This window comes from Citrobacter braakii (assembly GCF_009648935.1).
Lineage (GTDB): Bacteria > Pseudomonadota > Gammaproteobacteria > Enterobacterales > Enterobacteriaceae > Citrobacter > Citrobacter braakii.
In genome coordinates this window covers 3,853,200-3,878,536 of the sequence record NZ_CP045771.1, presented here as the reverse complement: position 1 = coordinate 3,878,536, position 25,337 = coordinate 3,853,200, and the positions used below count along the sequence as shown (strand labels likewise).

Here is a 25,337-nt window from a genome sequence, read left to right as displayed (position 1 = left end):
TGAGGAAGTGATTACGTGCAACAGATAGCCCGCTCTGTCGCTCTGGCATTTAATAATCTGCCGCGGCCCCATCGCGTTATGCTGGGGTCGCTTACCGTACTGACATTGGCCGTCGCTGTCTGGCGGCCCTATGTTTACCATCCTGATTCTGCACCCATCGTCAAAACTATCGAGCTGGAAAAAAGCGAGATTCGTTCACTATTGCCTGAGGCCAGTGAACCTATCGATCAGGCCGCTCAGGAAGACGAAGCCATCCCACAGGACGAACTGGATGACAAAACGTCTGGTGAAGCCGGCGTGCATGAGTATGTCGTCTCCACGGGCGATACGCTGAGCAGTATTCTGAATCAGTACGGCATCGATATGGGTGACATCAGCCAGCTCGCGGCTTCCGACAAACAACTGCGTAACCTGAAAATTGGTCAGCAACTTTCCTGGACGTTAGGCGCGGAAGGTGATTTGCAGCGCCTGACCTGGGAAGTCTCCCGTCGTGAAACCCGTACTTACGATCGCACCGCGACGGGTTTTAAAATGAGCAGCGAAATGCAGCAGGGCGATTGGGTTAACAGCCGAATCAAAGGCACCGTGGGCGGAAGCTTCGTCGCCAGTGCCAAAGATGCCGGACTGACCAGCTCTGAAATCAGCGCAGTGATTAAGGCCATGCAGTGGCAGATGGATTTCCGCAAACTGAAAAAAGGCGATGAGTTCTCGGTACTGATGTCTCGCGAAATGCTGGACGGTAAGCGTGAGCAAAGCCAACTGTTGGGCGTCCGCTTGCGTTCTGAAGGCAAAGATTATTACGCAATCCGTGCTGAAGACGGTAAGTTCTATGACCGCAACGGTACCGGACTGGCGAAAGGCTTCATGCGTTTCCCGACGGCTAAGCAGTTCCGCATCTCTTCCAACTTTAACCCGCGTCGTCTGAACCCGGTGACCGGACGCGTTGCGCCGCACAAAGGTGTCGACTTTGCGATGCCGCAGGGGACGCCGGTGCTGTCGGTGGGTGATGGCGAAGTGGTTGTAGCGAAGCGCAGCGGCGCAGCCGGATACTATGTTGCGGTTCGTCATGGTCGCACCTATACCACACGTTATATGCACCTGCGTAAGTTGTTGGTCAAACCAGGACAAAAAGTGAAACGTGGCGATCGTATCGCGCTGTCTGGCAATACCGGGCGTTCAACGGGTCCGCATCTGCACTACGAAGTCTGGATCAACCAGCAGGCAGTGAATCCTCTGACGGCGAAACTGCCGCGCACGGAAGGCCTGACCGGATCGGATCGCACCGATTACCTGGCACAGGTGAAAGAGGTTGTTCCTCAGTTGCGTTTCGATTAATTAACACGCTGACAGAGCCGGTACGCTATGCGTGCCGGCTTTTTTATTTTGTACGGCGCATCGCGCGCCGCTACACTATCAGCAGATCTACTTTTCGCCGCACCAGACACTGGAAGAGCATGGAAACGAAAAAAAAGAATATTGAATATATCCCTGAGTTTCACAAATCATTTCGCCATCCGCGCTACTGGGGGGCATGGCTTGGTGTGGCGGCGATAGCAGGCATTTCGTTAACGCCAGCATCATTTCGCGATCCAATTCTGGCAAAGCTCGGAAGAATGGCCGGGCGGCTGGGAAAAAGCTCGCGTCGCAGAGCACTGATCAATTTATCCCTCTGCTTTCCTGAGCGCAGCGAAGCTGAGCGTGAAGCAATTGTCGATGAGATGTTTGCGACTGCACCTCAGGCGATGGTCATGATGTCGGAACTCGCCATACGCGGCCCGGAAAAAATTCAGCATCGGGTTGACTGGCAGGGGCTGGAAATCATCGAAGAGATGCGTCGCAACGATGAAAAAGTGATTTTTCTGGTTCCTCATGGTTGGGGCGTAGATATCCCAGCGATGCTGATGGCTTCCCAGGGACAGAAAATGGCTGCGATGTTCCACAATCAGGGAAACCCGGTATTCGATTATGTGTGGAACACGGTACGCCGTCGTTTCGGTGGTCGTTTGCATGCCCGTAATGATGGCATCAAACCGTTTATTCAGTCTGTACGTCAGGGATATTGGGGATACTACCTGCCGGATCAGGACCATGGCCCTGAGCACAGCGAGTTTGTGGATTTTTTTGCTACCTATAAAGCCACGTTACCGGCGATTGGCCGCCTGATGAAGGTGTGTCATGCCCGTGTGGTGCCGCTGTTCCCGGTATACAATGGGAAAACGCATCGCTTAACGATTCAGGTTCGTCCTCCGATGGATGACATCCTGACGGCGGATGACCACACCATTGCCAGACGAATGAACGAAGAAGTGGAAATCTTTGTGACGCCGCATCTCGAGCAATACACCTGGATTCTAAAACTGCTTAAGACGCGCAAACCCGGTGAAATTGAGCCTTATAAGCGTAAAGATCTTTATCCGAAGAAATAAAAAAAGCCTCTCAATCGAGAGGCTTTTTTACATCAAACGGGGCGTTACTCGACGGTCAGAATACGCGTGGTATTCGTTGAGCCAATGGTGCTCATGACATCGCCTTGCGTCACAATGACCAGATCGCCGGAAACCAGATAGCCTTTATCGCGCAACAGGTTCACTGCTTCACTGGCGGCAACGACGCCGTCTGTTTCGCTGTCAAAGTGAACCGGGGTGACGCCGCGATACAAGGAAGTCAGATTCAGCGTACGTTCATGACGAGACATCGCGAAAATCGGCAGACCAGAACTGATACGTGAAGTCATCAGCGCAGTACGACCGGATTCCGTCATTGTGATGATAGCGGTGACCCCTTTCAGGTGGTTAGCGGCATACATCGCTGACATGGCAATCGCTTCTTCAACGTTATCAAACTGCACGTCAAGGCGGTGTTTAGAAACATTGATGCTCGGGATCTTCTCAGCACCCAAACAGACGCGTGCCATAGCCGCGACGGTTTCAGCTGGGTACTGACCTGCTGCAGTTTCTGCAGAGAGCATAACGGCATCGGTACCGTCGAGGACGGCGTTAGCCACGTCCATCACTTCCGCACGGGTCGGCATTGGGTTGGTGATCATCGACTCCATCATCTGCGTGGCGGTAATGACCGCACGGTTCAGCTGACGTGCGCGGCGAATCAACGCTTTCTGAATACCTACCAGCTCAGGATCGCCAATTTCAACGCCCAGGTCGCCACGCGCCACCATCACCACGTCGGAGGCAAGGATGATGTCATCCATCGCATTCTGGTCGCAGACGGCTTCTGCACGTTCAACCTTGGCGACAATTTTCGCATCGCAGCCAGCGTCGCGCGCCAGACGGCGGGCATAGTTCAGATCTTCGCCGCAGCGCGGGAAGGAGACGGCCAGATAGTCAACGCTGATTTGCGCAGCGGTGACGATGTCGGCTTTGTCTTTTTCGGTCAGGGCTTCAGCAGAGAGACCGCCGCCCAGTTTGTTAATGCCCTTATTGTTGGACAGCGGGCCACCGACGGTAACTTCGGTGAAGACTTTCATGCCCTGAACTTCCAGCACTTTAAGCTGTACGCGACCGTCGTCGAGCAGCAGGATATCGCCCGGGACGACGTCAGCAGGCAGTCCTTTATAATCAATACCGACTTTTTCTTTGTCGCCTTCGCCTTTGCCGAGGTTGGCGTCTAACAGGAACTTGTCGCCAACGTTAAGAAATACTTTACCTTCTTTAAAGGTCGATACGCGGATTTTAGGTCCCTGCAGGTCACCCAAAATAGCTACATGACGTCCCAGTTTTGCGGCAATTTCACGGACTTTATCCGCCCGCAGTTTGTGATCTTCTGGAGAGCCGTGAGAAAAGTTCATACGTACGACGTTCGCACCCGCGGCGATAATCTTTTCAAGGTTATTATCGCGGTCAGTTGCCGGGCCTAACGTGGTAACGATTTTGGTTCTGCGAAGCCTTCTGGACATGTAATACTCCGTTGACTGAAACAACTTGGTGTTGCGTGAACATTAATCCGGTCGTTCTCAAATATTAACGGTAAATGAACGACCCGGATGATAAAAGGGTAGAACATTGTTATTGCTTTTAGCGGTCATCACTCTTGATGAGTAATTCTTTATCAAAACGCGATTCCTTGAGCGCTTCCTTGACACGCTTCAAGTTATCTCTAAATTTTGCCCCACGGCGCAAAGTAAATCCTGTAGCCAGCACATCTATCACGGTCAGTTGAGCAAGTCGAGAGACCATGGGCATATAAATGTCAGTATCTTCCGGTACATCGAGGGTAATTGCCAGCGTTGCTTCACGCGCCAGTGGCGTGCCGGGAGAGGTGAGGGCGATAACCATGGCGTCATTTTCCCGCGCCAACTGCGCCAGTTCCACCAGACTTTTGGTTCTTCCGGTATGAGAAATAAGCACAATGACGTCGTCGTCACTACAATTCATGCAACTCATGCGTTGCAGAACAATATCGTCGGAATAGATTACCGGTACGTTAAACCGGAAAAATTTATTCATTGCGTCATGCGCCACTGCGGCAGAAGAACCGAGGCCAAAGAAGGCAATTTTTTTCGCCTGAGTTAATAAATCTACTGCCCGGTTTACCGCTGCGTTATCCAGAGACTGGCGGACGTGGTCGAGGCTTGCCATCGCTGACTCGAAGATTTTCGCCGTGTAAGATTCTACGCTGTCATCCTCATCCACATTGCGATTAACATATGGGGTGCCATTTGCCAGACTTTGCGCCAGATGCAGTTTAAAATCAGGGAAGCCGCGGGTATCCATGCTGCGACAGAAACGGTTCACTGTCGGTTCGCTGACATTGGCTTCAACAGCAAGTGTGGCGATGCTTGAATGGATTGCCCGCTCGGGAGAGGCAAGAATAATGTCGGCGACTTTACGCTCTGACTTGCTCAACTGTTCCAGTTTTAACTGGATTTTTTCCAGCATATTCATGATGTAGGTAGACTCATGGGTCATGGGCAAAAACGATTTCAATGATACGGAGAAATCGGGGCATAATTTCGTGTATAGATATTACCCCTGCTAATGCAGCAACGGGGCAAAATGGACAGAATAGTTGTTGTTTTTTTTCATTACATGATCGGAGTCGGGTTTTCTTACGTCTTCAGGGGTACGAAAAAAGACGACTTTTTTGTCCAATTTGCGACGACAAACGCCCATAAAGCGACTGTTCGCGGTAACAGCACGGCTGGATAAGCGTTTACGGTTTCCGGATTCACGTAAAAGCAGTACAGTGCACTGTAATAAAATTACAACCAGTGTCTGGCAAAAGCACCAGGCACTTAATTGAGGAGAATGACATGGCGGTAACGCAAACAGCCCAGGCATGTGATCTGGTCATTTTCGGCGCGAAGGGCGACCTGGCGCGGCGGAAATTGCTGCCTTCCCTGTATCAACTGGAAAAGGCCGGCCAGATTAACCCGGAAACCCGTATCATTGGGGTAGGGCGTGCCGACTGGGACAAAGCAGCCTATACCAAGGTTGTGCGTGAAGCGCTCGAAACCTTCATGAAAGAAAAAATCGACGAAGGTTTGTGGGAGACTCTCAGCGGTCGTCTGGAGTTTTGTAATCTGGACGTCAATGACACCGCCGCGTTTAGCCGTCTGGGCGAAATGCTGGATCAAAAATCACGTACCACCATTAACTATTTCGCGATGCCGCCGAGCACCTTTGGCGCGATCTGCAAAGGCCTGGGTGAAGCAAAGCTGAATGCTAAACCAGCCCGTGTTGTGATGGAAAAACCGCTGGGTACGTCGCTGGCAACATCCCGTGAAATCAACGATCAGGTCGGCGAGTATTTCGAAGAGTGTCAGGTTTATCGTATCGACCACTATCTTGGTAAAGAGACGGTCCTGAACCTGCTGGCACTGCGTTTTGCCAACTCCCTGTTTGTGAACAACTGGGATAACCGCACTATCGATCACGTAGAAATTACCGTGGCGGAAGAAGTGGGTATTGAAGGCCGCTGGGGCTATTTTGACCAGGCAGGTCAAATGCGCGACATGATTCAGAACCACCTGCTGCAGATCCTGTGCATGATTGCGATGTCTCCGCCGTCCGATCTGAGCGCCGACAGCATTCGTGATGAAAAAGTGAAGGTACTGAAATCGCTGCGTCGTATCGATCGTTCGAACGTACGTGAAAAAACGGTTCGCGGTCAGTACACCGCGGGTTTTGCCCAGGGCAAAAAAGTGCCGGGGTATCTGGAAGAAGAAGGCGCGAACAAGAGCAGCAACACGGAAACGTTTGTGGCGATCCGTGTGGATATCGATAACTGGCGCTGGGCGGGAGTTCCGTTCTACCTGCGTACCGGTAAACGTTTACCGACGAAGTGCTCTGAAGTGGTGGTTTACTTCAAAACGCCTGAGCTGAATCTGTTCAGAGAATCCTGGCAGGATCTGCCGCAGAACAAGTTGACCATCCGTTTGCAGCCTGATGAAGGTGTCGATATCCAGGTACTGAACAAAGTGCCGGGTCTGGATCACAAGCATAATCTGCAAATTACCAAGCTTGATCTGAGCTATTCCGAAACCTTCAACCAGACGCACCTTGCCGACGCCTATGAGCGCCTGCTGCTCGAAACAATGCGCGGAATACAGGCGCTGTTTGTGCGTCGTGATGAAGTTGAAGAAGCATGGAAGTGGGTCGACTCAATTACCGAAGCCTGGGCGATGGACAACGACGCGCCGAAGCCGTATCAGGCAGGGACCTGGGGCCCGGTTGCTTCTGTGGCGATGATTACCCGAGATGGTCGTTCCTGGAACGAATTCGAGTAAAATATCATCTAGCCCATAGGTGTTATTTTACCGGTAACATGATCTAACACAGATTGTAGAATAATTTTTGCACTTTTAAGCTCCGCGTGGATTCACCCGCGGGGCTTTTTTTATTACACTGCCTGAAACGATTTTGCCCCTGAGCTACGGCCAACAAGCGATTCAGCTATTTTTACCCAACTGAAACACATTGTTGATCCAACGCTCTGACAGATAAATTTTAGGAGCCTCTATGAATCCGAATTTGTTACGCGTAACACAACGTATCGTCCAACGTTCTCGTGACACACGTTCCGCCTACCTCGCCCGTATTGAACAAGCGAAATCAACTACCGTTCATCGCTCGCAACTGGCATGCGGTAACCTGGCGCATGGTTTTGCTGCGTGTCAGCCGGACGATAAGGCCTCGCTGAAAAGCATGCTGCGTAACAATATCGCGATCATTACCTCCTATAACGACATGCTTTCCGCGCATCAGCCGTATGAACACTATCCGGCCATCATTCGTAAAGCACTGCATGAAGCCAATGCAGTAGGCCAGGTTGCTGGCGGTGTACCTGCAATGTGCGACGGTGTGACCCAGGGACAGGATGGGATGGAGCTTTCGCTGCTGAGTCGTGAAGTGATTGCGATGTCTGCTGCAGTGGGCCTTTCCCACAACATGTTCGACGGCGCGTTGTTCCTCGGCGTGTGCGACAAAATTGTCCCGGGCCTGGTAATGGCTGCGCTGTCATTTGGTCATCTGCCGTCAATCTTTATTCCTTCCGGTCCGATGGCGAGCGGTCTGGCGAACAAAGAAAAAGTGCGTATCCGTCAGCTGTATGCTGAAGGTAAAGTCGATCGCATGGCGCTCCTTGAATCCGAAGCGGCGTCTTATCACGCTCCGGGTACCTGTACGTTCTACGGCACGGCGAACACTAACCAGATGGTGGTGGAGTTTATGGGTATGCAACTGCCTGGCTCCTCATTTGTACATCCTGATGCGCCGCTGCGTGAAGCGCTGACCGCGGCTGCAGCCCGTCAGGTAACACGCCTGACCGGCAACGGCAATGAATGGATGCCGATCGGTAAAATGATCGATGAAAAAGTGGTAGTGAACGGTATTGTGGCGCTGCTGGCGACCGGGGGCTCTACCAACCATACGATGCACCTGGTGGCTATGGCGCGTGCGGCCGGGATTCTGATTAACTGGGATGATTTCTCCGATCTGTCCGATATCGTGCCGCTGATGGCGCGTCTGTACCCGAATGGTCCGGCAGATATTAACCACTTCCAGGCGGCGGGTGGCGTACCGGTGTTAATGCGTGAACTGCTTAATGCGGGTCTGCTACATGAAGATGTGAACACCGTTGCCGGATTCGGTTTATCCCGCTACACCATGGAACCGTGGCTTAACGAGGGTGAACTGGACTGGCGCGAAGGGGCGGTGAAGTCTCTGGACAGCAACGTGATCGCCACCTTTGACCAACCATTCTCCCACCACGGCGGCACCAAAGTGCTGAGCGGCAACCTCGGGCGTGCGGTGATGAAAACGTCGGCGGTACCGGTAGAAAACCAGATTATTGAAGCACCGGCAGTCGTCTTTGAAAGTCAGCATGATGTGTTACCCGCGTTCGATGCCGGTCTGCTTGACCGGGATTGCGTGGTGGTTGTGCGCCATCAGGGGCCAAAAGCGAACGGAATGCCAGAATTACATAAACTCATGCCGCCACTTGGTGTATTATTGGACCGTTGTTTCAAAATTGCGTTAGTTACCGATGGACGACTTTCAGGTGCTTCAGGTAAAGTGCCTTCAGCAATCCATGTAACCCCGGAAGCCTATGATGGCGGGCTGCTGGCAAAAGTACGCGATGGCGACATCATTCGTGTGAATGGACAGACAGGTGAATTGACGCTGCTGGTGGATGAAGAGGAACTTGCCTCCCGTCAGCCACACATTCCTGATCTCAGCGCATCGCGCGTGGGTACGGGACGTGAAATGTTCAGCGCGTTGCGTGAAAAGCTGTCCGGTGCGGAGCAGGGCGCAACCTGTATCACTTTTTAAGACTTATTTTGTAATCAGGCGAGAGAAAACTCTGATGAAAAACTGGAAGACAAGTGCAGAAGCAATCCTGACCACTGGCCCGGTTGTACCGGTTATCGTGGTTAATAAACTGGAACACGCGGTGCCAATGGCAAAAGCGCTGGTTGCAGGGGGCGTGCGCGTTCTGGAAGTGACCTTACGTACCGCATGTGCGATGGATGCCATTCGCGCGATCGCAAAAGAAGTTCCCGACGCTATCGTTGGTGCGGGTACCGTACTGAATCCACAGCAGCTGGCTGAAGTCACTGAAGCGGGTGCGCAATTTGCTATCAGCCCGGGCCTGACCGAGCCGCTGCTGAAAGCTGCAACTGAAGGCACTATTCCGCTGATCCCAGGCATCAGCACCGTGTCTGAACTGATGCTGGGTATGGACTACGGTTTGAAAGAGTTCAAATTCTTCCCGGCGGAAGCAAACGGCGGTACTAAAGCGCTGCAGGCAATTGCGGGTCCGTTCTCTCAGGTCCGTTTCTGCCCAACCGGTGGTATCTCTCCAGCGAACTACCGTGATTACCTGGCACTGAAAAGCGTGCTGTGCATCGGTGGTTCCTGGCTGGTTCCGGCAGATGCGCTGGAAGCTGGTGATTACGCACGCATTACTAAGCTGGCTCGTGAAGCAGTCGAAGGCGCGAAGCTGTAATAACGCAAAATGCCCGGTAATCATTACCGGGCCTGCGAGTCTGAAACGGGCCATCTGGCCCGTTTTTTATCCTGCGACTTTCACCTGTGCCGCCGCGTCTTTCGCGCGTGTCACCGCGTCTTCAATACTCTGCGCTGTGGCCAGCACAACGCCCATACGACGGCTCCCGTCGATGTCCGGCTTGCCGAAGAATCTGACTTGCATACCTGTGCCCACAGCGGCCTGTACGTTATCAAACGTGACATTCTGGCTGGTAAGCTGCGGCAGAATAACGGCAGAAGCAGAAGGCCCATACTGACGGATTGCGCCAACCGGCAGACCGAGAAATGCGCGTACATGCAGGGCAAACTCAGACAGATCCTGCGAAATCAAGGTCACCATACCCGTGTCGTGAGGGCGAGGGGAAACTTCGCTGAAAATGACCTCATCACCGCAGACAAATAGCTCTACCCCAAACAGACCGTGGCCGCCCAGCGCCAGCACCACCTTACGGGCAATCTCCTGCGCTCGAGCCAGCGCCAGTTCACTCATCTGCTGCGGCTGCCAGGATTCGCGATAATCGCCATCTTCCTGACGATGTCCTACCGGTGCGCAGAAATGCACGCCATCAACGGCGCTGACGGTAAGCAGGGTGATTTCAAAATCAAAATTCACTACGCCTTCGACGATAACGCGTCCGGCACCTGCTCGGCCGCCTTGTTGAGCATAATTCCAGGCTTCAGTGAGTTGATCGGCGGAACGGATAAAGCTCTGTCCCTTACCGGAGGAACTCATTACCGGCTTCACGATGCAGGGATAGCCGATTTCGGCGACGGCCTCGCGAAAGCGGGCTTCGCTGTCAGCAAAGCGGTAAGAAGAGGTCGGTAGAGATAATTCTTCGGCGGCGAGACGACGGATTCCTTCGCGGTTCATGGTCAACTGCGTCGCCCGGGCGCACGGCACGATGTTGTGACCGTCTTGTTCCAGTTTTACCAGCATATCCGTGGCAATCGCCTCTATTTCCGGCACGATATAATGTGGTTTTTCACGCTCGACGAGCTGGCGTAAAGCATCGCCATCCAGCATGTTGATTACGTATGAGCGATGGGCAACGTGCATGGCTGGCGCGTCGGGGTAACGATCCACGGCAATGACTTCCACACCCAGGCGTTGGCATTCAATCGCCACCTCTTTACCCAGTTCACCTGAACCTAATAACATCACTCGCGTTGCTGCGGGACGCAGCGCTGTGCCTAATAACGTCATAAATTAATCCCCTGTTTTATCTGGGCGCAGTATATACGAAAACGTTTGCGTCTGTCTTTATTACCAGGTTGATTTCAAGGCGCAAAAAGAATATACTGTACATAAATACAGGTAATTTAAGAGGCTGCAAAAATGGCGGTTGAAGTTAAATACGTAGTCATTCGGGAAGGTGAGGAAAAAATGTCGTTTACCAGCAAAAAGGAAGCCGATGCGTATGACAAAATGCTTGATACAGCAGATTTGCTCGACACATGGCTGGAGCAATCGCCGGTAGCGCTCGAAGACGAGCAGCGCGAAGCGCTTTCCCTGTGGCTGGCTGAGCAGAAAGATGTGCTGAGCGCCATTCTGAAAAACGGCAAGCTGCCCTCTCCGCAGGCGGTCGAAAACGATGCGCACGCTGAGGATGATACTCAGGCTGCCTGAAACGACTTGCGCTCCTGACGTTTTGTACCATGCTTTTCCCTGAATCATTGTGCATTCCCTGACGTCTTTTCACGTTGCAACAGGCAACCTGAAGGACGAAGGGGAGATTAAGGAGAAAAGAATGTATAAAAAAAGAGCGTTGTTGAGCCTGCTGTTGTTGTCTGCCAGCGTAGCTGTATTTGCGGCAAATATGGAAAGCAAGAAAGTTCAGTTCCCCAAGTGCGAAGGACTGAATGCTGACGGTATCGCGGCGAGCGTGAAACGTGATTATCAGCAAAATCGCATCGCGCGCTGGGCTGACGATCAAAAACGCGTCGGGCAAGCCGATCCTGTCGCCTGGGTCAATACGCCCGATATTACGGGTAAAGATGGGAAATGGTCAGTTCCCCTCACGGTTCGCGGTAAAAGCGCGGATATTCACTACCAGGTAAAAGTCGACTGCAAAGCCGGAACGGCGGAGTATCAGTCGCAGTAACGAAGGTAGAAGGTATTTGCACTTCTTTTGATGACCTGAACACTTCCTGACATCCCCTCGGGTACGCTTTGATGATTATTCGTCTGTACTTGAGGGGCAACATGGCTAACTGGCTGAATCAACTTCAATCTCTTCTTGGGCAAAAAGGATCTTCCGCGTCATCTTCTGGTGAGCAAGGGCTGAGTAAACTTCTGGTTCCCGGCGCGTTAGGCGGTCTGGCAGGATTACTGGTTGCCAACAAATCTTCACGTAAATTACTGAGTAAATACGGCACCAGCGCGCTTCTGGTGGGCGGCGGTGCGGTTGCCGGTACCGTGTTATGGAACAAATACAAGGATAAGGTGCGCGCGGCGCATCAGGGTGAACCGCAGTTCGGTGCACAAAGCTCGCCGCTGGATGAGCGAACCGAACGACTGATCCTGGCGCTGGTTTTTGCTGCGAAAAGCGATGGTCACATTGATGCCAAAGAACGTACCGCCATCGAGCAGCAGCTCCGTGAAGCAGGCGTGGAAGAGCAGGGCCGTGTTCTGATCGAACGCGCTATTGAACAACCGTTAGATCCTCAGCGCCTGGCACAAGGGATCCGCAACGAAGAAGAGGCGCTGGAAATTTACTTCCTGAGCTGTGCGGCGATTGATATCGACCACTTTATGGAGCGTAGCTATCTGAACGCGCTGGGCGATGCGTTGAAGATCCCGCAGGATGTTCGTGAAGGCATTGAACAGGATCTCAAGGAACAAAAACAGGCTTTACCGGGTTAATTACTTACCGTTAAGGCGCATGTTTCGCTTGCATCATTGCTGTCTTTTGCCACCCTTATAGGATGTTTAAGCAAAAGAACAATGACATGCTACCAAAAGCTTCTCGTATTCCCCACGCCATGACGAATCATGGCGATACCCGTGTTGATAATTATTACTGGCTGCGAGATGACACCCGCTCGCAGCCAGAAGTGCTGGATTATCTGCAACAAGAAAATGCGTATGGCCGCCAGATTATGGCCTCGCAGCAGGCATTGCAGGATCGCGTCCTGAAAGAGATTATCGACCGTATCCCGCCTCAGGATGCTTCCGCCCCCTATGTGAAGAATGGTTATCGCTACCGGCATATTTATGAACCGGGGTGCGAATATGCCATTTATCAGCGTCAGTCTGCCTTCAGTGAAGAGTGGGATGAATGGGACACCTTGCTGGATGGTAACCAGCGCGCGGCCCACAGTGAGTTTTATACGCTGGGGGGACTGGCGATATCTCCGGATAACACCATCATGGCGTTGGCCGAAGATTATCTCTCTCGTCGGCAATATGGTGTGCGTTTTCGCAATCTGCAAAGCGGCAACTGGTATCCGGAAGTGCTGGAAAACGTTGAAGCGGATCTGGTCTGGGCGAATGACTCGCAAACCTTCTATTACGTGCGCAAACACGCAACGACGCTGCTCCCGTATCAAGTGTGGCGGCATACCGTCGGCTCGCCGTCATCACTGGATGAGCTGGTGTATGAAGAAGCCGATGACATGTTTTATGTCAGTCTGCATAAAACCACCTCGTTACATTATGTGGTTATTCATATCGCCAGCGCGACCACCAGTGAGGTTTTGCTGCTTGACGCAGAACTGGCGGATGCCGAGCCGTTAGTCTTTTTAGCGCGACGCAAAGATCACGAGTACAGCCTCGATCACTATCAGCATACGTTTTATCTGCGTTCCAACCGTCAGGGTAAAAACTTCGGCCTGTACCGTACCCGTGTGCGTGATGAACAAACCTGGGAGACGCTGATCCCGCCGCGCGACAGCGTCATGTTGGAGGGCTTTACGCTGTTCACAGACTGGCTGGTGGTGGAAGAGCGTCAGCGGGGCTTAACCAGCCTGCGACAGATTAACCGTAAAACGCGCGAAGTGGTCGGTATCGCTTTTGATGATCCGGCGTATGTGACATGGCTTGCCTATAATCCAGAACCTGAGACATCGCGCCTGCGTTATGGCTATTCCTCCATGACCACACCGGATACGCTGTTTGAACTGGATATGGACACCGGAGAGCGTCGCGTACTCAAACAGACGGAGGTCCCAGGATTTGATGCGGCGAACTACCGTAGCGAACACGTATGGATCACCGCGCGTGATGGCACCGAGGTTCCGGTTTCGCTGGTTTACCATCAAAAGTATTTCCTGAAAGGGAAAAACCCGTTACTGGTCTACGGCTATGGCTCGTATGGCGCCAGCATGGACGCCGATTTCAGCAGCAGCCGCTTGAGCTTACTGGATCGCGGCTTTGTTTATGCCATTGCTCATGTGCGTGGCGGCGGCGAGTTAGGACAGCAGTGGTACGAAGACGGTAAGTTTCTGCTCAAGAAAAATACCTTCAATGACTACCTCGACGTCTGCGACGCGCTGCTAAAAATGGGTTATGGCGCGCCTTCGCTGTGTTATGGCATGGGGGGGAGCGCCGGAGGAATGTTAATGGGTGTTGCCATTAATGAGCGCCCGGAACTCTTCCATGGCGTCATTGCGCAGGTGCCTTTTGTCGATGTGGTGACCACGATGCTGGATGAGTCCATTCCCCTGACGACCGGTGAGTTTGAAGAGTGGGGGAATCCGCAGGATGAAGAGTATTACACCTACATGAAAAGCTACAGCCCGTATGACAATGTTACAGCGCAGGCTTATCCTCATCTGCTGGTTACGACGGGATTACACGACTCCCAGGTGCAATACTGGGAACCGGCAAAATGGGTGGCAAAACTGCGTGAGCTGAAAACGGACGATCGTCTGCTGTTACTCTGCACGGATATGGATTCCGGGCATGGCGGAAAATCCGGGCGTTTTAAATCATACGAAGGCGTGGCCCTGGAATACGCGTTTTTGATCGGACTGGCGCAGGGGACACTGCCTGGGCAGGCGTCTGCTCAGGCGTTATCCAGATAGTGCTTCAGCGTTAAGCGCAGCTCCGGGCTCATACTGTCGAGGTTATTAAATAACCAGCGCAGATAGCCCGGATCGCGTTCAGCCACTTCTGATACAGGTTTTCCGCGATACTTACCAAAAGTGAAAGTAGTGAGTAACGCAGGACGGCCGGTAATATCGACCATCTGTTCTGCTGACCAGCCAGACGTCTGTATGATGTCGATCAGCAGTGCCGCGGTGATGTAGCAGTCGTACAGGGCACGGTGATGATGCAGGCCAGCTGGCGTCTGCACGCTCAGTTTGCGCGATTTATACAGCGCCATGTTGCTGTATTTGATTCCTGGCCACAAACGACGGGAGAGTTTCATGGTGCAAATCCACTCCCCGGGCATGTCGGGTAATACGCGGCGATCAAAACTTGCATTGTGCGCCACGTACCATTCGCTGCCGTAATATTGGGGGATGACATCTTCAATCCACGGCTTATCGGCCACCATCGCTTCCGTAATGCGATGAATTGCCATCGCCTGAGGGCTGATGGGGCGGTCAGGACGCACCAGGTGGCTCATGGGGTTGACTATTTTTCCGTCAACCACATCGACAGAAGCAATCTCAACAATGCCTCCCTGCAGACCACAGGTTTCCGTATCTATTATGCGCAACATGCCATGCTCCTGACCCAAAACGATTAGCGTAAAGGAATGATATCACCTTGCCAACCCCGTGGCGTGCGTTGACCGGTTAAGAGTAAGGAACCGCTGTCTGCGCGAACAATCAATCGACCTTGCTCATCCCATAACGCGCTGCTGCCACGCGCATTGGCCATTAATACCGCAATGGCAAATTTATGCGAGAAACTCTGTAGACGAGATGTGGAGGAGAGCAATTCGGGCTCACTGACAGACTGACTGCTGGTGAATAGCGAGTACGCCGGGTCGATATCGATACCTTCCGGCTGGCTATCCACAACGCTGATGGCATTTTGCTGTCTGGCGATACAGGCCCCGTGGCTCTGATGAAACGTTAAGGGGGAGGTCATCCAGGGAGAGAAAAGCGCGATACCTTTTACGAACCGATTGTTATGTTCTACCGATAGCCCCGCAATAATCGTCATGCGATAAGTCACGGCTGCATGCGCGAGAGGTTCTAACAACGCTTCATCGGGTGGGGCAGGGAGCGCGTCATTCTCATCAACACAACCCAACAGGGAAAGGGAGGGGAAAACCAGCAATTCACATTGGCATTGAGCGGCTGCCTGAATGAATTGCAGGTGATGCGCGACATGTTCGGTAACTGAGGTTTGAAGAGGTTCGTACTGTGCTGCTGCGATTTTCCAGTGCGACATAATGATTTCCTTTTCATAGTGTCTACAACCATCTTTAAAGTATAGATTAAGAATATACTTATACTGTAGCAGGCATCATGTAAGGAATCGTAACGTAATATAAGTTTTATTTAACTTTAGGCTCGTAGGGTAAACGTGAAAGGGAAACGGATGCCAGACGGTGCGCGATCAGTCTTTCCCGAAACCAGTCGCGTAAATGTTCGGGCTGTTCACGCTCAACGACTTCGGCAACAACCGGCATGTTGTATCGCTCCTTAAATGCGACACCCGCCGCGGCCAGGTCAACATTGACCTTATCCATTTCAGCTTGCTCAAGTTTGGCCAGATTGATGTTCATGGGCTTCTCCTTTTCTCTGTCTTTCGGCGCGCAAAGTTACTAAGAGTGTGCATTAATGGCAAGACCGAAATGATGATTCTCGACTCGATCATTGTAGAAGGTTATTCTCTATAGATTAGACATAACAAAAAGGAATAGTTGAAATGGCTTCATCTGCATCTATGCTTCGCAACGCTCTCATCGTACTCGCCAGCCTTCTGGCAACTCCCGCCGCCCTGGCTCATGCTCACCTGACGAAACAAAGCCCGGCGGCTAATGCCGATGTTGCGGTATCTCCTCAGGCGTTGACGCTGAATTTCTCTGAAGGTGTCGAGCCGGGATTCAGCGGCGCAACGCTAACAGGCCCAAACAAAGAACAGATCAAAACGGGCAAGGCATCACGCAGTGAACAGGACAAAACACAACTGATTATTCCGCTTGCTCAAACGCTTGAGGCCGGAAAATATACTGTCGACTGGCACGTCGTCTCCGTGGATGGCCATAAGACAAAGGGGCAATATACCTTTAGCGTGAAATAACCGATGCTGGAATTTACCTGGGTTGCACTACGGTTTATCCATTTTACCACGTTGATGTTGGTGTTTGGCTGTGCGCTCTACGGCGCATGGCTGGCTCCCGTTTCGGTTCGTCGTTTAATGATGCGTCGTTTTTTGCGTCTGCAACGACATGCCGCAGCGTGGAGCTTTATCAGCGCGACGCTGATGCTGGCGATCCAGGGTGGTTTAATGGGCTCAGGCTGGCGGGATGTTATCTCTGGTGACGTATGGGGTGCCGTGTTGCAAACGCAGTTTGGCGGCGTCTGGTTATGGCAGATTATCCTCGCGCTGGTCACGCTGGTGGTGGTAATTATAGTACCGCGCAGCATGCCGCGACGGCTGTTAATGCTGACGATTGCGCAGTTTATTTTGCTGGCTGGCGTCGGACACGCGACGCTGCATTGCGGTATCGCTGGTGCAATCCAGCAGGTTAACCACGCCTTGCATTTGGTATGCGCTGCCGCCTGGTTCGGCGGTTTGCTGCCCGTACTTTACTGTATGCAAATGGCGCAAGGCCGCTGGCGGGAACAGGCCATCAATACTATGATGCGTTTCTCCCGCTACGGGCATCTTTTCGCTATCGGAGTTTTACTTACCGGTATCATGAATGCGCTGTTTATTGTCGGTTTTTCTGTTCCCTGGCACATGGCTTACGGGCAACTGCTTTTGTTAAAAGGTGCTCTGGTGATGCTAATGGTGGCGATTGCGCTGGTGAATCGGTATGTTCTGGTACCACGCATGCGGCAGGATAACCGCAGTATGACACTCTATTTTGTTTGGATGACTAAGCTGGAATGGGGAATTGGGGCCGTTGTGCTGGCGATTGTCAGCCTGTTTGCAACCCTCGAACCTTTCTGATTGATGGATTGGCGAAACGCATGAAAAAAATCATTATCTCGTTATTACTACTGGCAAGTTCAGGGGCCGCGCTGGCTGCGCCACAGGTCATCACCGTCAGCCGTTTTGAGGTTGGCAAAGATAAGTGGGCGTTTAATCGGGAAGAGGTGATGCTGACCTGCCGTCCTGATAACGCGCTGTATGTCATCAATCCCAGTACGCTGGTGCAATACCCATTGAATGATGTTGCCAGACAGCAGGTAGAGAGTGGGAAAACTACGGCGAAGCCAATCGAGATTATCCAGATTGACGACCCGGCGAAACCGGGCGAAAAAATGAGCCTCGCACCGTTTGTGGAGCGTGCAGAAAAGCTCTGCTAATTGTCAGATGTAGCGTTCTGATTTCCAATAAAAAACCGCAAGGCTCGCTCAGGAGAACTTGCGGTTTTTACGTTTAGATGTGTGACAATCGTCCTTTTTTTCAGGCCACTTTAGTCGCGGACTGGAAAACCTGGCGCTGTCATCTATTCTTAAATGGCAGGGTAACTTAGCCTGCATTAATGCCAACTTTTAGCGCACGGCTCTCTCCCAAGAGCCATTTCCCTGGACCGAATACAGGAATCGTATTCGGTCTCTTTTTATATTCTTGTTTTCGTTGGGTTTTTTCGGTGCTTTCACGAAATCCCACGAAAATTACTCGAAATTTCCATATCCTGTCTAAACCATAACATATTCTGCACCACGTGCGTCCAGGTATTTTTTGGTCATTGTTAAATTTTTATGCCCCAGCAGCCTCTGTGCGAAATCCTCTCCGCGCTCCCTTTCATAGAGTCTACTCGCCAAACTCCTGATTTCATGGAACGGAGGAGGGTTGGGGCCAAACTTTAACTCTGTAGAATCCCTGATATCGGAAAACGCTTGAGTGATTCCGTCCGGAGTTAACGGACCTGGCTTCCTACCGCCACGCCTTACCGAAGAATAAATCATGAAGTCTGACGGGTTGTTTTTACGACAACGGTCGATAACATCCTGCAGTACCAAATCAGCAGAGTCCAGTCGCAAATCAAGTGGCAACGCCAATTTGTGACCTGTCTTTTCCTGCGTGACAAACAACCTTCCATCCCTGATATCGCTGAATCTGAACAACGATACGTCCTCTCTTCTTTGTCCGGTGACAAGTGCAAGGTCACATGCATTTGCAGCCCATTCGGAATGGGTTGTTGCGGCATCTCTTATTATCTCAAACTGTTCAAGCAAAAGACGCTCACGCTTCACTTTTGGTGTCGGCGTTCTTGTCGGCTCTGCCGGGTTCCTTTCAATATGCCCTTCGACAATCGCTTCCCTGAAAATATCCAACAACACCGAACGCAGTCCGGAGGCCATGCTCTTCTTGTCACAGAGTATGTAACTCTCAAGAAAAGAAGATACGTCCTTCGTGCTGACAGCAGATAGCGGCATACGTCCGAATTCATCACTGATAGTGGCGATCTGGTTACGCCTGACCTTCATCGTGTTGGGCTTCAATTCTCTTCGCTCAAGAATTACTTCGTAACGCTCAAGCCACGCTTTCACCGTAAATGTGGGTGTTTCCTTTATGCGGTCCAGCAGCGCTGACGGAAGGTAATTCTGTTCGATGTAGTTATTGGCTTCGATGGCCTGAGAAATGGCGTCCTTTCTGTCGATCCGGCCAAGAGATAACTCTTGACCGGTAATCGGGTTTCGCCAGCTATAAAGCCTGTCTCTTTTACGATAGGTCAGGTTACGGGGCAGGTTAGCGTCGTAACGAACTGGCCTTTTCGCCATGAGTCAGTCTCTCCAGTAGAGTGCCGCCAGTTGGCAGCGCTAGGTGTTTTGCTTTGTGACGAAGGTTCTTTTTGCTCGGATCCACATAGATGGCGTCAGGCTGAACCTTATATTCTTTGCCGTGAAGCTCCGGGGCAGGGAAAATGCGCCCCTCCCGCGCCCAGCGGCGAAGTGTTGAAAGAGACGGAGGGGTTGAATAAGTTGAATTCGCCCATTCCAGCAGATTAAGAAGCTTGGCCATACTACCTCCGGCTTCCGGCAACTTATTATAGAGCTGCCGGAAAACTGTTAATGAAATATCGTTATCAACTCACCTGACCTGGCAGCGCGCGCAACCGGCGCATACCTGTCATTGCCGTGGCCACGTAGCTCGCCTTACGGTTAACTACCTCAACCCAGACCTTTACGCCTTCAACTCTCACCGTGTACGTCTCTTTCATCTTGCTGCGGCCATAGTCGCCGTAACGTTCTGCATGAGTGGCCAGTGCTATGTCGCATGCCTGACGCGCTAATGGGGATTGCTGATTGGCTCGGTTAATCAGTCGCATTACATCTCCTCAGTGGGAGGGCGAAGCCTCCCGCCTCCCTTAGGCCACGTATTCCGGTTTCATATCCGCCAGGGTGATGCTGAACTGATCGTGCAGCTCGTCGCCCAGATGACGTTTCACCGTTGCAAGAACTCGCTCAACTTCCCCAAACCGTTCAGCTGCATCCGGTTCGTCCGGAGACGGTAGGGAGTTGATCGCTGCCTCAACCTTGTTACGTGAATCAACCAGGTAATAACGTTTCACCGCCTTGTTCTTCAGCTCAGTGAACAGGGCTGAACCCAGCGTAACCTTCGCGCTTTCGATATCAGCGCGCAGCGCTTTGGCGCTATCAACATCCTGTGCGGCATCTATACGCTCGCGGAAATCATCAGCCAGTGAGTCGATATTTACCGACGACTCCTGCGCGCTCTGCGTGGTTGTGACGGTGTCACCTGCTATTTCAGCAGCGCTCATTCGTTGTATTGGTGCAGGGTTAATTTCGCGCTCTGTTCGTTGTTCCAGATCTTCTCTGTCATAAACACCCATTGTGACTTCAGGGCAGTAAGTCCTCGCCCAATACTTGACGGCCAAATAACCTATTTGCTGTTTAGGTGCGGTTTTCCACAAAGGGGAATTTCGCGTAGTAATATCAGCAAGGTAAATTGGCTCTCCCCAGGTCACCTCTGTCTCGCCTCGAAGGACTGCTCCGACACGAACAAACAAACCTGATTCATCACGCCCGTCATTTTTGCCAACAATTTTTTCCCACTCGCCGCCGTACTCGTATTTAAAGCGCCCGTGTACAACTTTGGAGCTGGTGATTAAAGCGTTGTAAAGCTGTGCTTCATAACCCAGAGCCCCGTTAACTAGGTGTGTTTTCTGTCCTACAACAAATGGGTCCATACCCCAACGAGCGGCCTGCATTATTATTGCCAGGCAATCAGAAGGTCTTCCCTGTAGATGTTTCGGTACTGTCGCTACGCCCTGAGACATCACCTCTGCTAGCTTCATCATGCGATCCATGACGTCGATATTCAGAAGCAGGGATGTGTTATTCATCGTGTTCGGTTCGTTATGTTCAACAACTGCAACGTTGGTCTTTTCCATCATCATTCCCCTTATGCCTGAGTGCGCAGCGCTTCAAGGCGGCGCAGGTCGAAGTCGTTCAGTTCGTCGGTGTAATCAGCGGTGATCGGCGCTGGCCATTCGCCAGTGTCAAAGCCGGTAGCGATAGCGCGCATCGCCTTGCGGTACTCGAGCATGCCCAGTTCCAGCAGTTCGGCGGAGGCCTCGATGATGGCAATCCAGTGGTAGTTCTCGTCTTTGTTGACGAAAATCCAGAAGAACTGGTCCAGTGCTGCGGTCTCGCAATACATTGCCGCGCTCAGGTGGTAGTCACGGTCGATGATTTCGCGGTGCAACTTGGCGCGCAGGCCTTCCTGCTTAATGTTCCACATGCTGATGGTTTTCAGGTCGGCGCCGATGCGCATCCCGTCAAGGTCGATTTCCAGATCCGGGCGCACACGGACTTCCAGACCGGTTTCGTCGTCGAAGCCAAAGTAGCTGACTTCTACTGCTCGGCTCGGGTGTGTCAGTAGCTTGCCCGCGGTCGGGTGCTGGAGCAGGGCTTTCTGAATGCTCAGTGCAGTGCTCAGTTGCTGGCGGGTGACCAGCACTTTCCCATGCGGATTCTCGCGCCACGCATCCAACAGCTCGTCGGCGAAGACGGCTTCCGGATTAACAGACTTCACGGCCAGAATCAGATCTGCTTTGGTACCGGACACTTTCAGCGGCGCCAGTTTCTGCGCTTCCTGTGCAACCAGGTCAGGATTGATGATTGCCAACTGCTCGAGTAACGCATCACGGCTACCACTGGTTTTCACCTGTGCAGGCAGAGTGGCGTTGTATTCCTTGATGCAGGCTTTCATCGCCGCTGCGGTCTGCTTCTGATCCGCTTCGATACGCTGGTACTCCTCGGGCAGCGACATATAGCTCTGGCCGGTTTCTTCCAGCGACCCGCCGAGCGGCAGTTGTGCAGCCAGAGTGGCGTTGTATTCCTCGAGCAAAGCTTTGATATCGTCTGCGCTCAGTTGCGCTGGCAAGCTGGCGTTGTACTCATCAATAAACGCGCGGATCGTTGCCGTGGTGGTAAATGCGCCTTCCGGAATTACGGGTTCAACGCTGAATTCTTCATCGAGTTGCTCTGGTTGCAACGCCAGCGCATGTACCAGGTTACCCATGTCCAGAACCGGAGAGCGTTCTTTGATGATGGTTTTCTCTACGTGACGCGCATTGAAGTACATCAGCGAAACACGTGCGTCTTTCACCTGGGTAGAGCTGATTCCGTTCGCTGCGTGATATACCTCGTTCGGTAGGCCTTCATAGCGACCTGGCTCGAAGTAAGCGGGGTAAACAACAGCTGGTTCGTCAGATTGCGCTTCTGGCTCGGTTTGTGCTGCAACTGGTTCGGTTTGGTTTACAGAATCGCTGTTTTGGGCGACAGAATCCGCATTCTGGTTTACATCGGCTTGCTGGCTGGTATCTGATTCTTCACCAGTTTCCAGACTGCTTTTGCCTGACTGCACTTCAGTACCAGCCTGTTTTTCATCACTGACAGTTTCTTGAACCTGCACATTGCTGGTAGTCTCCGTAGCCTTTTTCGTGCCATGAGTTGCTGAGTTCTGCAGCAAAGCCGTAACGTCGAATATTCCGTTGCCGACATTTTTAACCAGTTCTTGTTCGACTTTCTGCGGTTGTGCTGTCGCTTCTTCTGCGCGGCGGCGTGCTCCTTCTTCACGCACGCGTTGCAGGTTCTCTTCGTGAGTGCAGAAGGATTTGCGCGGAGGCTCCTTACTTTCAGGTTGGGGAATTCCCTGTTTTGCGGGTTCGGCTTCATGCAATGGCAATAACTCGACCGCGGAATTGAACGCGGCTGTCATGGTCTGGTTAACAAATTCCAGGTGAGCGACAGGAGTGAGATGAATATTTTCCGGCGCGATACGTACCAGGTTAAAAATAGCCGTGCGGTTAACGCTAAGAACGCCAGGCTGATTGCGCAGAATGCTGCTCCATGATTTCCACGGTTCTTCTTTTTTGACCACGATTTCTTTAGCGCGACGAAGAATGCTGCCCGGGATCTCGAAGTGGTTGAAGTCCATGGGCAGAAGTGCACAGGCAATTTCTAAATCGAGAGTGTCAAGGGTGTGATGAGCATCAGGTCCACGGTCAGTGACGTAACCGCCGTCGGCATTGGTGCCGGAATCAGTACGCTGCACGCTACTGATGCGATTACCTGCAGCCCATTCGCGAACAAGGATACCGCGGTCAATATGATCTGTAGCGAACCACAATTTCAAAAACTGAATTAAGGTCGCGAGTTCAGGGATTTTTCCATCGACAGGGAATGCTTTTTTAACAGCATTGACTGCTTTATGAATATCGTGCTCGATGGCTTTTTTAAAGTCTTCAACGTTTTCAGCGGCCAGCAGCAGATTCTGGATGTACGATTCATCAGTATCCATTTCGAGGCCAACGATTTCTTTTTTCTGCGCGGCATCGACGTGATAGAGATACTCACCATCACCAATGAACTGAGCCAGAACTCGATGACGGAAAGGCATGGTGGCGATAACAGTGAGAGCAGGCGTCGAAGTATTGCCTGTGCTCTTGCTGTCAACAGCACCTGCGTTTTCCTCCAGGATTTCGCCGGTTTTGGTATCCACGCCGTTAACGATATGCTGACGTGATTCGGCGGCAGCATCAGAAGAGGGCAACGTAACGCCGGGGATTTGTTCCCATGTCATATTGTCGTCGCTGAGGCGGTAGAAATCACAAAACGTTAAGCTGAGTTCGCCTTCTGGGGGCAACTCGTTAACGACAGGGAAATTAGTGGCAACAGCTTTAAAATAATCTTTCAGCTTTGCGCCGGTTTTAATCAACAAATAATCCAGCGTTGCATTTGCAGCCTCAAAATCATCGCTGCACCAGAGCACCGCATCTTTATTACCGGATTGTTTTTTTGCTCTGCGGACTAAAAATACAGGATTAGTTCCACTCATTACTTTATCCTCGATTCGTGTAGAATGGAGGTGCCTTAAAGCACCCCGATATATCAGGTTGTTATGTCCGGTACGCTTTGGTCGGTTGGACCGGACAGGGCACGCCCGCTTCGGTGGGCGTTTTCTTAATGAACGGTGATGAAAACTCTTTCTGAGTAATCGAGTTTGTAGCTGCGGTAGTTACCAAACCCGGCCTTATCGCCATCGTTTACCTGAACCGCAAGCAGTGAAATAGCTGTTACTGCACAGTGAGGGCAATCGAACTGACCGAGCACATAGCCGCCATCGAGAACGACGGTTGTTTCACCGTTTTGGGCTGAGTGAATAACGCCAGACACTTTCTTTTCGCAGTTGAATAATGCGATTTCTTTATTTATTGCTTTCAGATTTAATTCGACTTTTACGATTTGCATAATTATTCCTGTTGGTTTATTCAGGGTGTAAGAATCCACGCCAAACTAATGGCGAATTTTTTATTTCATATTTCGGGACTGCTATTTAGCCTTCGTGCGCCATCTGGTCGTGCGAAGAGCAACGTCTGGAACAATAATCTTTCTCTTTGCGCGCCAGCTGTGAGCCGTTGCGATAGAGAAGGGTGCTTTTGATTACTTCTTCCGGTTTAACCGGCTTGCCGCAATAACCGCATTTGGTCTGCATCATCATTTCCTCAGAACTTAACGTCTGCCTGAGCAGGTAATTCTTCACTACTGATGATCCTTTCAACTGGGTAGCAGCTACCTGAAACCTGCTGCTCAACAGCGGCCTGCTCGCATCGCTGTTGGTCGCCATAAACACCCAGTACAACATCCTGAAAATCACCGTTGGTCATGCCAATAGTCAGTACTAATGCGAAAAGAGTGCTCATCAGTGCGTACCTGCCGGAACCAGATTCGGTCCAATGGTGCGAGAAGCATATGGACGGCGGATATGACGCAGGTTTCCCTGTGGTTCGTGCCAGTACATGCTTTCGCGGTAATCAAAAGAGACAATCCATGCTGCGCCAGTGCGCTGGTTACGCATTGGGACGGCGCGACCGTTGTTTGGTACTGCGTTACTGGTTTTCATGACAGGGCCTCTTTAAATTCTGCAAAACTGAGTGCTTCCTCGCCATCGGCGAGGCCTTCAAAATATTCCTCGTATGCTTTTTCCATCTCACCCTCGATACCTTGTTGCTGGAACTGAGTGAACTTCGCTGGTGGCGCCGCGGCGCTGATCTTCACGGTTGAGCGTTTTAACTCTGCAGTTCACCACCGCGAAGCTCACTTCTCTTTTTTGCCCTTGTCGCCAGGCTGGCGGAACATTTCTTGAACCTGACAACAATGCGCTTGTTGTCGATGAGCTGAAGATACAACCAATGGTTCGACATGTAAAGTTAAAAATGGAAC

27 protein-coding genes and 1 pseudogene are annotated in these 25,337 nt (G+C 51.8%); 12 read left to right on the top strand and 16 right to left on the bottom strand.

The genetic code is table 11. The features are described 5' to 3' along the window. Nucleotides 1–15: 15 nt before the first annotated feature. Together mepM and lpxM are read left to right on the top strand one after the other, a co-directional pair. A complete protein-coding gene (gene mepM, locus GFC06_RS18290; protein WP_016152763.1) occupies nt 16–1,335 on the top strand; it encodes a murein DD-endopeptidase MepM in 1,320 nt (439 codons plus the stop codon). A 119-nt stretch (nt 1,336–1,454) separates the two neighbouring features. Then, entirely contained in the window at nt 1,455–2,426 is a 972-nt protein-coding gene (gene lpxM, locus GFC06_RS18285; RefSeq protein ID WP_047501988.1) for a lauroyl-Kdo(2)-lipid IV(A) myristoyltransferase, read from the top strand. Between the two features lie 44 nt (nt 2,427–2,470). Here the strand turns inward: lpxM and pyk are convergent, their stop codons facing one another. Beyond that, complete coding sequence (gene pyk, locus GFC06_RS18280) at nt 2,471–3,913, bottom strand: pyruvate kinase (RefSeq protein ID WP_016152765.1); 1,443 nt, start codon at nt 3,911–3,913, stop codon at nt 2,471–2,473. Between the two features lie 118 nt (nt 3,914–4,031). Then, nucleotides 4,032–4,901 (bottom strand): MurR/RpiR family transcriptional regulator, encoded by an 870-nt coding sequence (locus GFC06_RS18275; RefSeq protein ID WP_153690750.1) that lies wholly within the window; start codon nt 4,899–4,901, stop codon nt 4,032–4,034. A 368-nt stretch (nt 4,902–5,269) separates the two neighbouring features. On the opposite strand from GFC06_RS18275, the gene zwf reads away from it, so the two are divergent. From zwf to kdgA, 3 genes are all read left to right on the top strand, one after another. Further along, nucleotides 5,270–6,745, top strand: a complete 1,476-nt coding sequence (zwf, locus tag GFC06_RS18270) for a glucose-6-phosphate dehydrogenase (RefSeq protein ID WP_003034896.1) — start codon at nt 5,270–5,272, stop codon at nt 6,743–6,745. A gap of 232 nt (nt 6,746–6,977) precedes the next feature. Then, complete coding sequence (gene edd / locus GFC06_RS18265) at nt 6,978–8,789, top strand: phosphogluconate dehydratase (RefSeq protein WP_153690478.1); 1,812 nt, start codon at nt 6,978–6,980, stop codon at nt 8,787–8,789. 34 nt (nt 8,790–8,823) lie between these two features. Then, on the top strand, nt 8,824–9,465 hold the full coding sequence (gene kdgA / locus GFC06_RS18260; protein ID WP_016152768.1) for a bifunctional 4-hydroxy-2-oxoglutarate aldolase/2-dehydro-3-deoxy-phosphogluconate aldolase: 642 nt from the start codon (nt 8,824–8,826) through the stop codon (nt 9,463–9,465). Nucleotides 9,466–9,531: 66 nt separating this feature from the next. Here the strand turns inward: kdgA and purT are convergent, their stop codons facing one another. Next, on the bottom strand, nt 9,532–10,710 hold the full coding sequence (gene purT / locus GFC06_RS18255) for a formate-dependent phosphoribosylglycinamide formyltransferase (protein ID WP_153690477.1): 1,179 nt from the start codon (nt 10,708–10,710) through the stop codon (nt 9,532–9,534). A 132-nt stretch (nt 10,711–10,842) separates the two neighbouring features. Between purT and yebG the strand changes: the two genes are divergently transcribed. The 4 genes from yebG to ptrB all read left to right on the top strand — a co-directional run bounded on the left by yebG (nt 10,843) and on the right by ptrB (nt 14,531). Further along, on the top strand, nt 10,843–11,133 hold the full coding sequence (gene yebG / locus GFC06_RS18250) for a DNA damage-inducible protein YebG (RefSeq protein WP_003833810.1): 291 nt from the start codon (nt 10,843–10,845) through the stop codon (nt 11,131–11,133). Nucleotides 11,134–11,254: 121 nt separating this feature from the next. Continuing rightward, nucleotides 11,255–11,608 (top strand): protein YebF, encoded by a 354-nt coding sequence (gene yebF, locus GFC06_RS18245; RefSeq protein ID WP_103766151.1) that lies wholly within the window; start codon nt 11,255–11,257, stop codon nt 11,606–11,608. 101 nt (nt 11,609–11,709) lie between these two features. Then, nucleotides 11,710–12,369, top strand: a complete 660-nt coding sequence (locus GFC06_RS18240) for a tellurite resistance TerB family protein (protein WP_016156220.1) — start codon at nt 11,710–11,712, stop codon at nt 12,367–12,369. Between the two features lie 86 nt (nt 12,370–12,455). Next, nucleotides 12,456–14,531 (top strand): oligopeptidase B, encoded by a 2,076-nt coding sequence (gene ptrB, locus GFC06_RS18235; protein WP_049282077.1) that lies wholly within the window; start codon nt 12,456–12,458, stop codon nt 14,529–14,531. Here the strand turns inward: ptrB and exoX are convergent. From exoX to GFC06_RS18220, 3 genes are all read right to left on the bottom strand, one after another. Continuing rightward, on the bottom strand, nt 14,513–15,175 hold the full coding sequence (gene exoX, locus GFC06_RS18230) for an exodeoxyribonuclease X (RefSeq protein WP_016152773.1): 663 nt from the start codon (nt 15,173–15,175) through the stop codon (nt 14,513–14,515). The genes ptrB and exoX overlap by 19 nt on opposite strands. A gap of 23 nt (nt 15,176–15,198) precedes the next feature. Continuing rightward, entirely contained in the window at nt 15,199–15,855 is a 657-nt protein-coding gene (locus GFC06_RS18225; protein ID WP_016156222.1) for a carbon-nitrogen hydrolase family protein, read from the bottom strand. Between the two features lie 106 nt (nt 15,856–15,961). Next, entirely contained in the window at nt 15,962–16,192 is a 231-nt protein-coding gene (locus GFC06_RS18220; protein WP_003034925.1) for a DNA polymerase III subunit theta, read from the bottom strand. Between the two features lie 143 nt (nt 16,193–16,335). On the opposite strand from GFC06_RS18220, the gene yobA reads away from it, so the two are divergent. From yobA to GFC06_RS18205, 3 genes are read left to right on the top strand one after another with little or no spacing between them, the layout of a single operon-like run. Beyond that, nucleotides 16,336–16,710 carry a CopC domain-containing protein YobA gene (yobA, locus tag GFC06_RS18215; RefSeq protein WP_047415373.1) on the top strand — a complete coding sequence of 125 codons (375 nt, stop codon included), beginning with the start codon at nt 16,336–16,338 and terminating at the stop codon, nt 16,708–16,710. A 3-nt stretch (nt 16,711–16,713) separates the two neighbouring features. After that, nucleotides 16,714–17,586: a copper homeostasis membrane protein CopD gene (gene copD / locus GFC06_RS18210; RefSeq protein WP_153690476.1), complete on the top strand. Its 873-nt coding sequence runs from the start codon at nt 16,714–16,716 to the stop codon at nt 17,584–17,586. Nucleotides 17,587–17,606: 20 nt separating this feature from the next. Further along, complete coding sequence (locus tag GFC06_RS18205) at nt 17,607–17,945, top strand: YebY family protein (RefSeq protein ID WP_075847181.1); 339 nt, start codon at nt 17,607–17,609, stop codon at nt 17,943–17,945. 336 nt (nt 17,946–18,281) lie between these two features. Here GFC06_RS18205 and GFC06_RS18200 read toward each other — a convergent pair whose 3' ends face one another. The 10 genes and pseudogenes from GFC06_RS18200 to GFC06_RS18155 all read right to left on the bottom strand — a co-directional run bounded on the left by GFC06_RS18200 (nt 18,282) and on the right by GFC06_RS18155 (nt 25,172). Further along, a complete protein-coding gene (locus tag GFC06_RS18200) occupies nt 18,282–19,367 on the bottom strand; it encodes a tyrosine-type recombinase/integrase (protein WP_047415377.1) in 1,086 nt (361 codons plus the stop codon). Further along, nucleotides 19,336–19,608, bottom strand: a complete 273-nt coding sequence (locus GFC06_RS18195) for an excisionase (RefSeq protein ID WP_072034353.1) — start codon at nt 19,606–19,608, stop codon at nt 19,336–19,338. The genes GFC06_RS18200 and GFC06_RS18195 overlap by 32 nt, the downstream gene beginning before the upstream one ends. A 64-nt stretch (nt 19,609–19,672) precedes the next feature. Next, nucleotides 19,673–19,915 (bottom strand): DUF4060 family protein, encoded by a 243-nt coding sequence (locus GFC06_RS18190; protein ID WP_047415379.1) that lies wholly within the window; start codon nt 19,913–19,915, stop codon nt 19,673–19,675. A 39-nt stretch (nt 19,916–19,954) separates the two neighbouring features. Next, nucleotides 19,955–21,004 carry a RecT family recombinase gene (locus GFC06_RS18185; protein ID WP_373365587.1) on the bottom strand — a complete coding sequence of 350 codons (1,050 nt, stop codon included), beginning with the start codon at nt 21,002–21,004 and terminating at the stop codon, nt 19,955–19,957. An 8-nt stretch (nt 21,005–21,012) separates the two neighbouring features. After that, nucleotides 21,013–23,952 carry a RecE family exodeoxyribonuclease gene (locus GFC06_RS18180; RefSeq protein WP_153690475.1) on the bottom strand — a complete coding sequence of 980 codons (2,940 nt, stop codon included), beginning with the start codon at nt 23,950–23,952 and terminating at the stop codon, nt 21,013–21,015. A 125-nt stretch (nt 23,953–24,077) separates the two neighbouring features. After that, nucleotides 24,078–24,429 (bottom strand): annotated as a pseudogene (locus tag GFC06_RS18175) (DNA breaking-rejoining protein). 21 nt (nt 24,430–24,450) lie between these two features. Continuing rightward, nucleotides 24,451–24,612, bottom strand: a complete 162-nt coding sequence (locus GFC06_RS18170; protein WP_228522564.1) for a YdaE family protein — start codon at nt 24,610–24,612, stop codon at nt 24,451–24,453. Nucleotides 24,613–24,619: 7 nt separating this feature from the next. Continuing rightward, a complete protein-coding gene (locus GFC06_RS18165; protein ID WP_153690472.1) occupies nt 24,620–24,817 on the bottom strand; it encodes a DUF1482 family protein in 198 nt (65 codons plus the stop codon). Beyond that, on the bottom strand, nt 24,817–25,017 hold the full coding sequence (locus GFC06_RS18160) for a hypothetical protein (RefSeq protein ID WP_153690471.1): 201 nt from the start codon (nt 25,015–25,017) through the stop codon (nt 24,817–24,819). The genes GFC06_RS18165 and GFC06_RS18160 overlap by 1 nt, the downstream gene beginning before the upstream one ends. Beyond that, nucleotides 25,014–25,172, bottom strand: coding sequence for a hypothetical protein (locus tag GFC06_RS18155; protein ID WP_153690470.1), 159 nt, complete (start codon nt 25,170–25,172; stop codon nt 25,014–25,016). Before GFC06_RS18155 ends, GFC06_RS18160 begins: the two co-directional genes overlap by 4 nt. Nucleotides 25,173–25,337 lie beyond the last annotated feature (165 nt).